Source organism: Verrucomicrobiia bacterium, assembly GCA_026414565.1.
Lineage (GTDB): Bacteria > Verrucomicrobiota > Verrucomicrobiia > Limisphaerales > Fontisphaeraceae > Fontisphaera.
Genome location: JAOAIT010000027.1, coordinates 89009 through 103715 on the forward strand (window position 1 = coordinate 89009; position 14707 = coordinate 103715).

The following is a 14707-nucleotide window of genomic DNA, read 5'->3' on the forward strand; positions in this document are numbered from 1 at the left end:
ACCCGTTGACCGTCGGCTTTGATGAACACCCGTCCTCTGGGACGCTATACCCCTGCCTGCAACCCATGCAAAAATAAAGACGGGCTTGTACCCCCCGGAGGTTACAAACGCAACGGTTTTCTGGAAAAAAAAGATGCGGGGCGGGCCGTCCGGCGCCGGGCGTACCTACCAGACGGTAAGTTCGGCCAGGGAGGCAAACGGCTGCCGGTCAAAACCGCTCAGGATCTCGAGTTTGAGAAAACGGCCATGGGCCGTCTGCGGAAACTGCAGCTCCTTGGGGCTGGCCGAGGCGGGCAATTCGGCGCGCAGGATGGGCAGGCCCCATTGCTGGCCGTCGGCGCTCACGTAAAGGGCGAATTCGCGGATCCAGCCGTTTTTATTGTTGTCCTGGCGCGGGGTGAGGGTGACGCCGCGCAGGCTGGCGGGTTGTTTGAACTCGAGCACCAGGGAATGGGGGAAACCGGGCGCGCCCTCGCCCCAGGGGGTATGCCACAGCGTGTTGGGGTCATCGTCCACCACATGGCGGGCGGGATGGTCCGGATGTTCACTGCTGGCCCGGAGCACCCGGGCGCCGAGCTTTTGCATGAGGGAGGGCGGCGCCAGCAGCGCCTGCACCTGCGCGGGCGTCCAGCGGTGCGCGGGCTTGAAATGGGGGCCGGCCATGTAATCGAGCAGGCTGCGCCGGAGCTGGCGGGCCACGGGGCGCTGCGCCAAATCCGTGCTTAAATCCATGGCGCAGGCCAGCAGGCGGCCCCGGCCCACCTGGGCTTCGATGATCAGCCCGAGTTTGCGCGAGGTGAACCAGTCGTCAATGGCATGCACCACCGGGCGGAACTCGGGCGGCGTGCCCGTCAAAATGAATGGATGCGCCCGCGAGACCAGCTCCCACCATTGCCAGTTGGAATGGTATTCGGTGGGGAATTGGGCCAGGGCCGGATGTTTGGGATCGCAATAAATGCCCAGGGTGTGGGGCGCCTGGCGGCGTGTCCAGGCCGTATTCCAAAAGATGCTGGAAAAGCCAATCTGGACCCGGCCGAGGGCGTCGCCGCGGATGGTCTGGGGCGGGGGGTTGAACAACACCTTGCCGCCGCGCTCCAGCACGGCCAGGGTGGCGGCGTCCAGCTCGGTGGCCCAGTGAATGTCCGGCGGCGGGGCGGTGTTGACCTGGGCGGGGTACACCCAGAGATCCCAGTCGTTGGCGTACGGGGTGCCTTCCACGGCCAGCTCAAGATTGAGTTTGGCCGGGGCGGGCATTCCCTGGAGCGGCACCTGGATCGTGCCCACCGGGCTGCAGATGCCGGTGGGAAGGGGGCCGGTGAAGAGTTTGCCGGTGGCCAGCGCGCGGCGGTTGTGGCGCAACGTCCAGCGCAGGACGCCCTGGGGCAAATCCTGCGGCGCAAACCAGGCCAGTTCCAGTTGCGCCTGAAGCGTGTCGGCGGTGGTGAAAATGCGTTTGGGCAGCCGGGCGATGGGCACCACCGGGCCGGAGAACCGGCGATACTCGGCGGCGGTGATGTAACCCTTGCTTTCCCAGAACGGGTCCAGCACGCCCACCAGGGCGGTGCCCTGGCCGGGGAAATCATGCAAATCCAGCAGCTCAAATCCCGCCATGCCGGGCGTGCGCAGGGCCGACTCAATCTCCTCCTTGTAACAGAGCGCCTGCAGCTTGCCGGAGGCGAGCAGGAAGGCGCGGGCCTTGTCGCCCAGGCCGTTCTGGACGAGGAAATCGCGGAAAATCTCGAAGTTTTTGGGCTTCAGCCAGCCCTTGTATTTGGACATCTCCGCAAAGTTGGGAAACACACACCACTGCCCGATCTCATGGCTGACAACCGGCGCCGAGGCGCGGGCGATGAAATCGCGGTAATCGGTGACCGTTTCCGGCGGGCGGGCGTTGATGCGCGAGTTGAGGCCGCCGCCCCAGGCGTGAATGCGCGGCTCGGGCACCACATGAAAATCATTTTCCGGGATCATGGGCCAGCCGGCGCCGCTGGTGTACAAGCGGCGCGAGTCCAGGCTTTTGCAATAACGGATGAACTCGCCCAGCCAGCGTTGTTGATTTTTACCGGCCGGTTCGTTGCCGTAGGAGAACATGATGAACGAGGGATGATTGCCCAGGGCGCGAAAGATGCGGGCCGCCTCCTCATGCAGCCAGGCGTCCACGTTGCGGCCATCGCCCACGCTGCTGCCCTGGTTGGCCCAGGAGCCGGCCTCCACGTAGTACAAGAAGCCCAGCTCATCCGCCGCCTGAAAGGCCGCCGCCGGCGGGGTGTGGGAATGAAAGCGGATGTGATTCAAGCCGTGCGCCTGGCAGATGCGAATGATGCGTTTCCAGGCCTCCACGTCCGTGGGGGGATAGCCGGTCAGGGGAAAGATGTTGCACTCGAGCGTGCCGCGCAGAAACAGTTTGCGGCCGTTGAGGGCGATTTGCGTGCCCTGGCGCCGCACTTCGCGCAGGCCAAAGGAAACGGTGCGGCTGTCGGCCGCCGCGCGCGGCGCCGCCGCGGTTTCCAGAGTGGCGGTGAGCCGGTAGAGGGCGGGCGCAAACTCATCCCACAACAGCGCCTCCGGGCCCAGCGGGTATTCGCACTCCACCACGGCCCCTTCCGGCGTCCAGGAAACGGGCACGGTTTGCGGGGGCGGGCGGTGGGAGCGGGGGCTGTTGTAGCTTTGGGCCGCGAAAGTGAGCAGGCCGCTGCCGGGGCGGCCGGTGAGGTTGCCCAGGCGGGTTTTGATGGTGACACAGCGCCGGGCGACATCGGGATAGACCTGCACGTCATCCACCCAGACCGGCGCAGTGGCGCGCAATTCCAGGGCGCCCACGATGCCGTTCCAATTGCCCTGGGTGTGATCGGAAACACTGTGGGCGTTGACGCCCACCTGGATGTGGACGCGGTTGTCCACCCGCACCGTCAGGCGGTGTTTGCCCGGGGTGAGGGCCGTGCCCAGGTCGTACTCGTGGGGCGTGCCCAGGCTGTTGCAGGAGCCGATGCGGCGGTCATCCACCCAAACGGTGGTTTCCCAGTGGGCGCGTTCCAGATGCAGGACGACGCGCTTGCCGGCCCAGGCGGGCGGGATTTCGATGTCGCGCTGATACCAGGCCACGCCCACGTAATGCCGCTCCGGTTGGAGCCAGAAGGGCACCTTGATGTGGCCCGGCTGGCGGTAGGGGGCATAGCGGGGATCATGAAACCAGGAGCGGTCCACGATGTCGCCCGTCCAGCGGGTGTCCACCGTGACCGGATCGCCAAAACCCTGCTCCTGCAGGGAGCCGGGCAGGCGCAGTTTCTGTTGCAGCGTGCGGCGGTGCCAGCCTGCGTTGGTGCCCTGGTCCTGCCGGTCCAGTTCAAACCGCCAGGTGCCCGCCAAATTGAGGCGCTCGATGGCGCTGGCGGCGAGGTGGCCGCTCAGCCAGAAGGCCGCCAGCACCCACAGGCTGGCGGGGATGCAGCGAGAGATCATGGAGTGTGGTGACATGGCCGCGGATTATGCGCCAGCCAGCGCCCCGATTCAATGCGAACCTTGCCGGGGAGAACGAGGAGGGGAAAGGCAAAAGGCAAAGTGAGAAATGCGAAGGGGAAGGCAGGCGTGTTTTGCGGGAGGGACGGCGGGTTCAGCAAATGCGGGGCAGTTGCTCGCCGGAGAGCATGTCCACAATGCGCAGGGCGCCGATGCGGCTGCGGAGCTGCAGGAGGCCCTCGCCGGCGGCCTGCACGCGGCCGATGCGGCAACTGCCCTCGCCGTGGGGCTGGGCGCGCATGAGGGCCAGGGCCTGCTCGGCCTGCGCCTCCGGCACCAAGACGGCGAGACGCCCTTCGTTGGCGACGTAGAGGGGATCCAACCCAAGGATTTCGCAGGCGGCGCGCACATCTTCGCGGACGGGGATGGCCGCCTCCTCGATGAGCATGTCCAGCCGGGCGGCTTCGGCGATTTCAATGAGGGCGCTGGCCAGGCCGCCGCGGGTCAGGTCGCGCAGGCAATGGATTTCGATGCCGGCCTCGAGCAGCGCCAAAACGAGCGCGGCCAGGGGGGCGGAGTCGCTTTCGATGGCGCTTTCAAAGGCCAGGCCTTCGCGCACGGCCATGATGGCCATGCCGTGGCGGCCAATATCGCCGTTGAGGAGGATGGCGTCGCCGGGGCGGACGCTGGCTGGGCCGATGCGCAGAGGGTGCTCGAGGAGGCCCAGGCCGGTGGTGTTCAGATAAATGCCGTCCCCCTTGCCGCGATCCACCACCTTGGTGTCGCCGGTGACCAGTTGCACCCCGGCGCGGGCGGCGGCGGTTTGCATGGAGGCAACGACGCGCCGCAGGGTGTCCATGGGCACGCCTTCCTCGAGGATGGCGGCAACGCTGAGGTACAAGGGGCGCGCGCCGCACATGGCCAGGTCATTCACCGTGCCGTGGACGGCCAGCGAGCCGATGTCGCCCCCGGGAAAGAACATGGGGCGGACGACGTAGGAATCGGTGGAGAAGGCCAGCCGCAGGCCGCCGATTTCCAGGACGGCGCCGTCATGGCGCGCCTCGAGGGCGGGGTTGCGAAAGGCGGGCAGGAAAAGGGACTCGATGAGCTGGTGGGAGAGCCGCCCGCCGCCGCCATGCGCCAGGAGCACGTGGGGATACTGGGTCAGGGGGAGGGGGCATTGGGGGGAGAAATCCAGGGGCGCGCTCATGGGGGTTCAGGAAGCCGCCGCCGCGGGGGGCCGGGCGGGACGGCGGTAACGGTAATACGCCGCGCAGGCGCCTTCGCTGGAAACCATGGTGGCGCCCAGCGGATGTTCCGGCGTGCAGCGCGTGCCGAAGGCGGGACATTCGGAGGGTTTCTTCACGCCCTGCAGGACGAGGCCGCTGATGCATTCGGGCGCTTCGGCGGCGGTGAGCTGATCCACCTGGAAGCGCCGGGCGGCGTCAAACTCCTGATAAGCCGGCCGCAAGCCCAGCCCGCTGCGGGGGATGAGGCCGATGCCGCGCCACTGGCGGGGGATGACCTCAAAGACCTCCTGCATCAACTGCTGGGCGGGGCGGTTGCCTTCGTAGCGCACGGAGCGGGCGTATTGATTCTCCACCTCGTGGCGGCCCTCCTCGAGCTGTTTCACGCACATGAAGATGCCCTGCATGATGTCCAGCGGCTCGAAGCCGGTGACGACAATGGGCACACGGTAGCGGGCGGCCAGCGGGGGATATTCATGGTAGCCCATCACTGCGCACACGTGGCCCGCGGCCAGAAATCCCTGCACGCGGTTGTTGGGCGAGGCCAGGATGGCCTCCATGGCCGGGGGCACGAGCACATGGGAGACGAGCACGGAAAAGTTCTTGAGGCCCAGGCGGCGGGCCTGGGCCACGGCCATGGCGTTGGCCGGAGCGGTGGTTTCGAAGCCCACGGCAAAGAACACCACCTGCCGCTCCGGATGCGCCCGGGCCAGTTTGACGGCGTCCAGGGGCGAATACACCATGCGGACGTCGGCGCCCTCGGCCTTGACGGAGAACAAATCCTTCCGGGTGCCGGGGACGCGGAGCATGTCGCCAAAGGAGCAGAAGATGACGCCGGGCTGGGCGGCGATGGCGATGGCCTGATCAATGATCTCGACGGGCGTGACGCAGACGGGACAGCCGGGGCCATGCACGAGGGTGATCTGCCGGGGCAGCAGTTCATCCACACCAAACTTGATGATGGCATGGGTCTGGCCGCCGCAGACCTCCATGAGGGTCCAGGGGCGGGTGACCAGGGCGGCCAGGGCGCGGGCGAATTGCTGCACCGCGGCGGCATCGCGGTATTCATCCATGAAACGCATATCAAGGCCCGCCGGTGGAAGAGGAGGAGGGCGGCGGCGGCGTTTCGTGCAGCTCGGCCAGCTCGCCCATTTGTTGGAGATACTCGAAAACCTGCCGGGCTTCTTCGGGATCCACCTTGCTCAGGGCGAAGCCGACATGGACGATGACGTAATCGCCCACGCCGGCCTCGGGCACGAAGTCGAGGCTGACTTCCCGGGCAATGCCGCCGAAGTCCACTTTGCCCATGCGCGCGCCGGTATCGGACTCGGCCACGCTGACAATTTTACCTGGCACCGCCAGACACATAGGTCATTGATTTTCAGTTTGCGCGCCCAGGACCGCCTGGCCCAGCGCCAGCCCGCCGTCATTGGGCGGCACGCGCTGATGCCACAGGGGGCGGAAGCCCGCGGCCCGCAACGCCTGAACCGCGCCTTCGGTGAGGCGCTGGTTCTGGAAACAGCCGCCGGTGAGCGCCACGTGCTCCAGGCCGGCGCGCTGCGCCACGGCCACGATGAGATTCACCAGCGACTGATGAAATGTGCCTGCGATTTGGGCGGTTGGCAATCCCGCGCGCACGGCCTGCAAGATGGCCTCCACCATCGGCCCCCAGTCCGCCAGCAGCAGACCATCCTCTTCGTGCAGGGCCAGGGGATAGGCGGCCTGGCCGGTCCAGGGCGCGGCGGCCCATTCCAGCTCCATGGCGGCCTGGCCCTCGAAATGCGCGCGCTGGCGCAGGCCGATCAGCGCGGCCACGGCGTCAAACAGGCGGCCGGCACTGGTGGTGCGGGGGCAGTTGAGGCCGCGGGCGAGCATGGCGCGCAGCACGGGCCATTCCGCGGGTTGAAAGGCGGCGCGCAGGGGATCCGCGGCCCGCTCAAACACCGCATCGCCCCACAGGGCAAAGAGCACGCCTAGGGCGGCGCGGCGGGGTTCGCGCACGGCGGCCTCGCCGCCCGGCAGGGGGAAGGGGCGCAGGTGTCCCACACGCCGCCACCGGCCGGCGTGGAGATGAATGAACTCGCCGCCCCAAATGGTTTGATCCGGGCCGTAGCCGGTGCCGTCCCAGGAGACGCCGAGCACGGGGGCCTCCACTTCATTTTCGGCGACACAGGCGGCGACGTGGGCCACATGGTGCTGAACCGCCCGGCACGGGAGGCCGGACTGGCGGGCCAGTTGGGTGGAGACGTAATCCGGGTGCAGATCGCACACGGCCAGTTGAGGCGGCTGGCGCAGCAGGCGCGGCAGGTCGGCCACGGCCCGCTGGTAGGCGGCGCGGGCCTCGGCGGTTTCGAGGTCGCCCAGGTGCTGGCTCAGAAACACGTGGCGGCCGGCGGCCACGGCCACGGTGGTTTTCAAATGAGCGCCGAAGGCCAGCAGCGGCGGCAGAGGGGTGCGCAGAGTCATCGGCAGCGGCGCATAACCCCGGGCGCGGCGCAGGACCAGCTCGCGGCCGAGCATGACGCGGACAATCGAATCGTCCACATGCCGGGCGATGGGCCGGTTGTGGACGAGGAAGAGATCGGCCAGGCCCGCCAGGCGGCGCAGGGCCTCGTGCTCATCCGTGCAAATCGGTTCATCCGAGAGATTGCCGCTGGTGGCGACGAGGGGGAATTGGAGATCGGCCAGGAGGAGATGATGGAGGGGCGTGTAGGGCAGCATGATGCCCAGCCAGGGATTGCCCGGAGCCACATTCTCGGCCACCTCTCCGCGGGCGCGGCGGCGCAGCAGGACGATGGGGGCCTCCGCAGATTGGAGCAGGCGGGCCTCGAGGGGATGGACCTCGCAAAGCTGCTCCACCTGGGCGAGGGCGGGAAACATGAGCGCCAGCGGTTTTTCCTCGCGGTGCTTGCGCTGGCGCAGCCGGGCCACGGCCTCCGGGTTGCGCGCATCCACCAGCAGATGAAAGCCGCCCAGTCCTTTAAGGGCCAGGATTTGACCGGCGCGGAGGGCGGCTTCAGCCTGCTGGAGCGCCGCCTCTTTTTCGGCGAGGACGGCGCCGGCGGGGGACCAGAGGGCGAGCTCCGGGCCGCACACGGGGCAGGCATTGGGCTGCGCGTGGAAACGGCGGTCGGCGGGATTCTCGTATTCCGCCTGGCAGGCGGGGCACATGCGGAAATGCCGCATGGTGGTGCGCGGCCGGTCATAGGGCATGTCCTCGATGATGGAGAAGCGCGGGCCGCAGTGCGTGCAGTTGATGAACGGATAACGATAACGGCGGTTGGCCGGATCCAGCAACTCGCGGCGGCACTCGGCGCAGGTGGCGAGGTCCGGAAGGATCAGGGCAAGCGGTTCGCCGGCCGTGTCGGAAGGGCGGATTTCAAAGCCGGTGTAGCCGGCGGGGGCCAGCAACACGCTTTCGCAACTGTGGATGCGCGCGGCGGGCGGACATTCGGGGGCCAGCCGCAGGAGGAATTGCTGGACGGCGGGGGCGGGACCCTCCACCTCGGCCGTCAGGCCCTGGAGGGAGTTGTGGACCCACCCGCACAGGCCCAGGGTGGTGGCCAGCCGGTGCACAAAGGGGCGGAAGCCCACGCCCTGCACCGCGCCCCGCAACATGACGCGGGCGCGGACGATTTCGGCAGATGCACCGGCATTTGGCACAGAGGGACATTAGCCGGCCGGTGCCGGCGCCGCAATGCCGGGGAGCGGCGGCGGGCGCGAGTTCGCCGGGGTGTTAAAACGGGCCGGCGCCGCGCGGGGGCGCGGCGCCGGTTGACAGCCACGGTGAGGATCGGGACTATTCGGCTTCTTCCACGGTGCCGTGCGGGATGAGGCGTTCGTAGTCTTCCACGGAGCCGTTGTCGAGGACGCACTGGATGATCTGGCGTCCGAGCGGGTGCAGATCCGGCTCAAGGAACTCGCGGCATTGTTTCTGGAAGAACTCCCGCAGCATGGCGGCGCCTTTGTCGTACGCCTCCGGGCCGACCTCGATTTGCTTTTCGACGCGCAGGAAGATGGCGGCGATGCTTTGGCCTTCGAGGACGAGCGAGGTCAGGGCGTAGCCGGCGAGCGGGCAGCGGGCGGGCCGGATCTGGTCCTTGCTGAAGCGGAAGTGGCCGCGGCGGGCGAGGTATTCGCGGGCGATCCACTGGGGCATGAAGCCCACCTGCCAGCAGCCGACGTGCTGGTTGGGGACGAGGATGTAGCGCACCTTGGGCGAGGACAGGATTTGCTGCAGGAGCAGGTTGGCCTGGTCCACGCGGCGCCCGGTGGCAAAAGGCCAGTAGGAGCCGACGCCCTCGCTGCTCATGCCTTCCTGGGCCACGATGCTGGGGTTGGCATGGCCGCGCGGGGCGACCAGGCGCCAGACCCAGGCCAGGGCGGGCGGCAGGATGTGGAAGAGGCCGAAGATGCCGTAGGTGGGTTTCTCCTGGGTGCAGGGTGGAGTGCGCACGCCGAAACTGCGCACGTCCACGGTGACCGGGCCGTTGACGATGCCCGGGACGATGGAGCGCGGCAGAATGACGCGGGGGTTGGGGCAGGGGACGCCGGGGGCGTCCTGAATGTGCTCCCAGATCAGGGCGGTGGAGTTGGGGACGGCGTCCACGTTGAGGAAGAGCAGCGGGCGGGGCGGGTGAATGGTCAGCTCCTCCAGGTGGGGGTCCACGCCGTAGCGGGTGATGTGGTTGATGCGCACGAACCAGGCCTGCTCGGCGTCCATGAGGGCCAGTTTATCCTTGTTGCGCTCATGGCGCAGGCTGGGATGGCAGAGGGCCATGTCATCGGTCACGGGCCGCAATTCGCAGGCGCGGGGCAGGACCAGGCGGCGGTCCTCGCCGGTGAGCACATTGCGCCCGAGCAGGAGGGTGCCGTCGCGCTGGCGGTGGACGTGTTCGAGCATTTCGCTCTTGCCGCCGCCGCTGGCGCCCTCGTGCATGATGGTGATCTTGTTGTCGTAAGGGGTGATGACCTGGACGGTGGAGCAATGGGCGGCCACCCAGCCCTCCTGTTCGCCGAGGGCCAGCAACATGCCATAGACCCCTTTCTTGGCGCTGGGACCAGGATAGAGGTTGTAACTGAACATTTCATGCAGATGCTCCAGGCGGTTGTGCACGACCACCTGCCGGCCTTCAAAGTGGGTGTGCCGGAAGGGCGGCGCCACGTAGATGACGGCGCGCGGCGCGAAGGGGCGCTCCAGTTTGGAGACATCCAGGATGCCCTGCAGCAGGGCCAGCCCGAGCGCGAAAAAGCCGGCGTTGGCCGGGGCCACGGCCACGGCATCCACCCCCTTGCCCTCCGGGCCGGCGACGAAGGCAAACACGGCCAGCTTCTGGGTTTTGAGCCAGGCAAAGGTTTCCTGGCGCAGCCCGGCGAAATCCTTGCCGAAGCGTTCGCGGAAGGTGGGTTTGTTGGTGGGCTTGTTGTCGCCGATCACCATGCAATCGGGGTCGCGCCGGCGCATGTAGGGATCGGGATAGTTGGCGCTGATGCCGTTGCGCACGCGGCACACCGTGGCTTCGACGATGCGTCCCTTGCCGGGCACATCGTAGGCCACTTCATGCCAGTCCTGCCCCGGGGGCGGCGCAGCCAGGTCCACCAGTTGCTCCACTGAGCTGGCGACCACATAACCGGGACAGGCGTTGAGCACCTCGGCCAGCTCCGCGGGCATGGGGAAGGGGAGGGAGGGTTGGTTGGTTGCACTCATGTTATTTCAGGTCTGGTTCGATGTTCATGGTGGGCGGTGACACCGGGCGCCATCCAGCGCCTGGCGGCTCCGTCCCAGTTCCGTTATTGTTGGGAGCGCGGCAGCCCCCCCACCGGCCGCATGGGCTGCAACAGCTCGTAGTCCACCAGCGCATACACCGGGCGGCCCTGGCGGTCCCGCAATACCTGCCCGTTGTCGCGCCCGCGCAATATGCAGTGCGCCGGCTTAATGTCAAGCATCTGAAAGCCGCAGCGGCGCAATTCCTCGGCGGCCAGCGCGAGAATCTCTTCAAAGAACCGCACCCGCTCGGGCATGGGCCAGCCCAGCGCCTCGGCGGCTTGCTCGGCATCCTGGCCGCGAATCCAGGCGTACAACAGGAGGTATTGGCGGCAGGGATCCAGCGGGGCGCCGGGATGACGCTGGAGGACGGCGGCGATTTTGTCCTCGCTGCGCCCCAGTTGCCACGGCTCGAGCCGGTGCGGCGGTGAAAAAATGCCCAGGGGCCGTTTGGTGATGATGCGGCGTCCGCCGCCGGCCGGCCGCGCCGCCCGCAGGGCCAGCACATGGGCCACCTCCTCAAAGGGGCTGTTGAAGTCCGCGTTGGGGTAGGCGCACAAGACATCCGTATCCAGGGGCACGCGCGTGCCGAAGCGGTTGTAGCGCACCACCACCTGCAGGGATTTGCCCGCCACGGGGCGGGTGACCACGCGGCAGATGGTGCTGGTGCCCAGGAGCCGCTGGCGGTGGGTGATGAACCACTCATGGGCAAACCAGTTTTCCGGCTGCAAATGCGCCGCCCACGGGCGGCCCAGCTCGGTGAGAAAAAGATCGCCCGCGGCGCCCAGCGATCGCCATTCGTAGGGCACCCCGAGCACTTCGATGTTTTGCGGGGCGGTGACGGTCATGAAGGCCGGCGGTTGGCCGGGCATCACATGCTTTCCGGCGACATGCCCACCGCCAGGATGCTGCAGGCCTGCACCACGTTGAGTTTCAAGCGCGCGGCCTCGGCAAGCACTTCGTCCGACTCGGTGCCCGGATTAAGCCACAGCTCGTCGCAGCCCTTGGCGGCGATGTCAGGCAGCAATTTTAACAAAACGGGCGGCGGGACATAAACAGAAATAATCTCCGGCCGCACCGGCACCTCCCCGAGGGTGGGGTAGGCGCGCAGGCCCTCGATGGTGGGCTCGTGGGGGTTGACGGGATACACCGTGTAACCCTGTTGCCGGAAGGCGCGCACCGCCTTGTTGCCGAATTTTTGGCGGTTGTTCGAGGCGCCAATGACTGCGACACTTTTCATCCCCCCAATAAAGCCCCGGGAGTCCGCCGATGCAAGCGAGGGCCGGCATGCGCCGGTCCGGCCGGCGGACGGGGCTGCGGGCGGGGGCGTCAGAACTCGATTTCGTAGTAGGGTGTGTGTTCGGCTTCGCCGTTCAGGATGACGCGGTTGTTTTGGACGGGCAGGGTCTGGCCGGTGCGCACGCCGTTATGGTCGAGCACATGCACGCGCTGGATGGGGCGGCCGCTCCATTGCAGCTCAGCGCGGACCGGCTCCATGAGGATGGGGGCGGCGCCCTTGTGAAGCAATTCGTTGCCCGCGGGGCTGAACTTCATGCCGGTGTTGCGGGCGCGGGCCAGGGCCACCACCAGCACGCGGCGGGCATTGGCCAGGGTGGCGTTGCGCTCCACGGCGGTGACATAGAGGGCCGCAAATCTGGATTGCGGCGTGAGGGTCACCTCGCCCAGGCGCGCCGGCTGCCCGGCGGCGAAGCCCACCACGGCCTTGGTGCCGGGGGTGTCCATGAGAAAGAAGCCGCTGGTGGGCTGGTTGCCCGGCTTCCAGCGGAGCTGGCGGGTGGTGGAGACGAGGAAATCATTTTGGAGGTGGGGTTTGAGGTCAAACACGGGGGTGTCGCGCCATTGGGGGGTGAACTGCACCACGCAGCGGGCCACGGCCAGCGCGCCGGCGGGCACCTGGGCGCTGTCAAGCTCCTTGTCATCATAGCCCTGCGCCACGGAATCTTCGAAGCCCAGTTTGCCCTGGAAGAGGGAGGGGAGGTGGACATGGCGGACGGCCAGGGGCGGCGCCTCCTGCACGTCGCCGCGCAGCACCTGGCGGGCCACGGCGGGGAAAACGCCCAGGATTTGCGGGGCCATGACGTCCCATTCGCTGCCGCCCAACTGGCGGCTGAAGGTGGCCTGGTCGCCGTTCTGGAACATGTAGGAGGCGTCCCACCCCTGGAGGCCCATGCCGTAGGCGCCGAGGAGGGCGGGGCCTTCCACGCCCCACTCGTTGGGGAAGACGTGAATCCACTCGGAAAGCATGAAGGGGCGGTCAGCCACCTGTTGCAGGCCGCTGCTCAGCATGCCCGAGCCGGGACGCGCCAGCATGGAGCCGGCGCCAAAGGTGCGGCCGCTGCCGCCGCCGAAGTAGTTGTGGCGGTCAATCAGGCCCACGCGGTAGTCGGTGTGGAGATTGGCATAGTGGCTGAAGGCGCGGCCGGCCTGCCAGTTGCTGCCCAGGATTTCGCCGTCGAAACCGGCGGCGCGGACGGCGGCCACGAAGCGATCATAGGCTTCGTTTTGCAGGGTGTAGAGGAATTCCAGGGTGTCGAGCAGGCGCTGGCGGCGGAAAGCCTGGCTGCCGTTCAACTGGGCGGGGTCCCAATACCACGGATTGCCCAGGGGGAGGAGGTTGCGTTTGTCCAGATGCTCGCCGGCGGGGAAGCCGTCATTTTGGAAGCCATCGAGGGCCCGCTCCCCCCAGGCTTTGAGGAGGCCGGCGTGGCTGCCATATTTTTTGCGCAGCCAGTCGGAGAACCGCTCGCCCACCTGGCGGCGCAAGGTGGCGCTTTTTTGGAGCGGCTGCATGGAGGTGTAGAAGAAAATGCTTTGTTCATTGATGATTTCGACGGCCCAGACGGCCGGATCTTTGGCGTAGGCGAGGCCGGTGTAGGCGTTGGTATGGCGGAGGAGATTGACGATCTGGCGGATGTGGAGGTTCTGCAGCTCCGGGGAGTAAAAGAAGGCGCTGTGCGGGGCGCTGAGACGCCCGCCGCGGCCCTGGAGCTGCCCAAACTCGTCCATGAACGGCACGTCCCGGCGATCGGCCGGGCCCATTTTGAGGGTGCCGAAGTGGGCGCTGAGTTTGACGTAGATGCCGGCTTCCTTGAATTTGGCGATCTGGTAATCCATGCGGTCCAGGCCGGCGGGATCGTATTCGGCCGCGCTGTCCTCGGCCTGGATGCCGGCCCAGCCGGTGCCGTCGGCGAATTTGTGCAGGCGGACGCTGTTGATGCCGTAGCGGGGATAGAGGGCGGCGCGTTTTTCGGCCAGCGCCTTGTCGGGGGCGCAGGCGTTGTAACAGAGGTTAAGGCCCCACAGTTTGATGGGCTGGCCCTGGTAAAGGAGCTGATGCTCGCGGCGCACAATCCGCCCGTGGCGGCCGGCCGGCTTGTCGAGCCACGCGCTCATGTCCAGCACGGAATTGGTGGCCATGCCGGTGCCGCGCCACGGGTACCAGGCGGCCATGTTGTCGGTGTCGGGGATTTCCTCCGCGCTGGCATACCAGGTGACCGGCCCGGGCAGCGTGAGGGTGAGGTTCAGCTCCCGCGCGTTGCCGGCGGCAAGGCGTTCTTTGGCCAGCACGATGCGCGCGGCGCCGTCGGCGGCGACTTCAATGGGCGGCTCCAAACGCAGGAGGGCTTCGGCGCCGGCGGGGGTGCGGAAGCGCAGGGCGCTCACGGCGTCGCCCACCGGCCCCAGGGGCAGGGGCAGGTTCAGGGTGCGGGATTTGCCGGCGGTCTCGGCCACGAGCTGGCCGCCCTTGAAGGCGGCGGCGGGGGCCACTTCGGCAATGAAAAGCGTGAGGGCGGTATCGCGATCGGCGCTCAAAGCATAGGTGATTTGCAGGGTGTTGGGCTGGGTCTGGCGGGCGGCCAGTTGGAGCGTCAATCTGGCCTGGCCGATGGTGCAGGTGAAGGTGCCGGCGGCGGTGCGGTTTTCCGCCTTGGTGCTGCCGTTGATGCCGGTCCAGGCCCAATTCGGCCCCCAGGCGGCGAGGCCCAGGCGGAGGAAATCGGCTCCCTGATGGCTGATGCTGATGCCGCCCCGGCCGTCGGCCAGGGCAATGAACGGCGTGGCGGCGGGCGCGGCCCCCAGGCCAACGGCTCCCAGCAGGGCGAGAACAGCCAACATTCCGGTACGAAGCACGGCGCGTATGGATTGCATAGGCTCAAGCAGAAACAGACCGCCTGCTGCGGTCAAGCCCGGACTTGGCGCCCCCTCTGCGCGCGGGCGG

General features: G+C 67.5%; 9 protein-coding genes. All 9 read right to left on the reverse strand.

Annotated features, from left to right (window positions below; all coding sequences use genetic code 11):
* Positions 1-165: 165 nt before the first annotated feature.
* The 9 genes from N3J91_06625 to N3J91_06665 all read right to left on the reverse strand — a co-directional run bounded on the left by N3J91_06625 (position 166) and on the right by N3J91_06665 (position 14637).
* Positions 166-3474: a discoidin domain-containing protein gene (locus N3J91_06625; protein ID MCX8156102.1), complete on the reverse strand. Its 3309-nt coding sequence runs from the start codon at positions 3472-3474 to the stop codon at positions 166-168.
* A gap of 136 nt (positions 3475-3610) precedes the next feature.
* On the reverse strand, positions 3611-4666 hold the full coding sequence (gene hypE, locus N3J91_06630) for a hydrogenase expression/formation protein HypE (protein MCX8156103.1): 1056 nt from the start codon (positions 4664-4666) through the stop codon (positions 3611-3613).
* A 6-nt stretch (positions 4667-4672) separates the two neighbouring features.
* Positions 4673-5785 carry a hydrogenase formation protein HypD gene (gene hypD / locus N3J91_06635; GenBank protein MCX8156104.1) on the reverse strand — a complete coding sequence of 371 codons (1113 nt, stop codon included), beginning with the start codon at positions 5783-5785 and terminating at the stop codon, positions 4673-4675.
* Position 5786: 1 nt separating this feature from the next.
* Positions 5787-6071: a HypC/HybG/HupF family hydrogenase formation chaperone gene (locus tag N3J91_06640; GenBank protein MCX8156105.1), complete on the reverse strand. Its 285-nt coding sequence runs from the start codon at positions 6069-6071 to the stop codon at positions 5787-5789.
* A gap of 3 nt (positions 6072-6074) precedes the next feature.
* On the reverse strand, positions 6075-8321 hold the full coding sequence (gene hypF / locus N3J91_06645; GenBank protein ID MCX8156106.1) for a carbamoyltransferase HypF: 2247 nt from the start codon (positions 8319-8321) through the stop codon (positions 6075-6077).
* 181 nt (positions 8322-8502) lie between these two features.
* Positions 8503-10410, reverse strand: a complete 1908-nt coding sequence (locus tag N3J91_06650; GenBank protein ID MCX8156107.1) for a DUF4914 family protein — start codon at positions 10408-10410, stop codon at positions 8503-8505.
* A gap of 83 nt (positions 10411-10493) precedes the next feature.
* Complete coding sequence (locus N3J91_06655) at positions 10494-11342, reverse strand: hypothetical protein (protein MCX8156108.1); 849 nt, start codon at positions 11340-11342, stop codon at positions 10494-10496.
* Positions 11339-11707, reverse strand: coding sequence for a CoA-binding protein (locus N3J91_06660; protein MCX8156109.1), 369 nt, complete (start codon positions 11705-11707; stop codon positions 11339-11341). The genes N3J91_06655 and N3J91_06660 overlap by 4 nt, the downstream gene beginning before the upstream one ends.
* Before the next feature lie 89 nt (positions 11708-11796).
* On the reverse strand, positions 11797-14637 hold the full coding sequence (locus N3J91_06665) for a beta-galactosidase (protein ID MCX8156110.1): 2841 nt from the start codon (positions 14635-14637) through the stop codon (positions 11797-11799).
* Positions 14638-14707 lie beyond the last annotated feature (70 nt).

Excerpts from the sequence above, each read along its gene's own strand:
- N3J91_06625 (MCX8156102.1), bottom strand. The coding sequence starts at position 3,474 with ATGTCACCACACTCCATGATCTCTCGCTGCATCCCCGCCAGCCTGTGG.
- hypE (MCX8156103.1), bottom strand. The coding sequence starts at position 4,666 with ATGAGCGCGCCCCTGGATTTCTCCCCCCAATGCCCCCTCCCCCTGACC.
- hypD (MCX8156104.1), bottom strand. The coding sequence starts at position 5,785 with ATGCGTTTCATGGATGAATACCGCGATGCCGCCGCGGTGCAGCAATTC.
- N3J91_06640 (MCX8156105.1), bottom strand. The coding sequence starts at position 6,071 with ATGTGTCTGGCGGTGCCAGGTAAAATTGTCAGCGTGGCCGAGTCCGAT.
- hypF (MCX8156106.1), bottom strand. The coding sequence starts at position 8,321 with ATGTTGCGGGGCGCGGTGCAGGGCGTGGGCTTCCGCCCCTTTGTGCAC.
- N3J91_06650 (MCX8156107.1), bottom strand. The coding sequence starts at position 10,410 with ATGAGTGCAACCAACCAACCCTCCCTCCCCTTCCCCATGCCCGCGGAG.
- N3J91_06660 (MCX8156109.1), bottom strand. The coding sequence starts at position 11,707 with ATGAAAAGTGTCGCAGTCATTGGCGCCTCGAACAACCGCCAAAAATTC.
- N3J91_06665 (MCX8156110.1), bottom strand. The coding sequence starts at position 14,637 with ATGCAATCCATACGCGCCGTGCTTCGTACCGGAATGTTGGCTGTTCTC.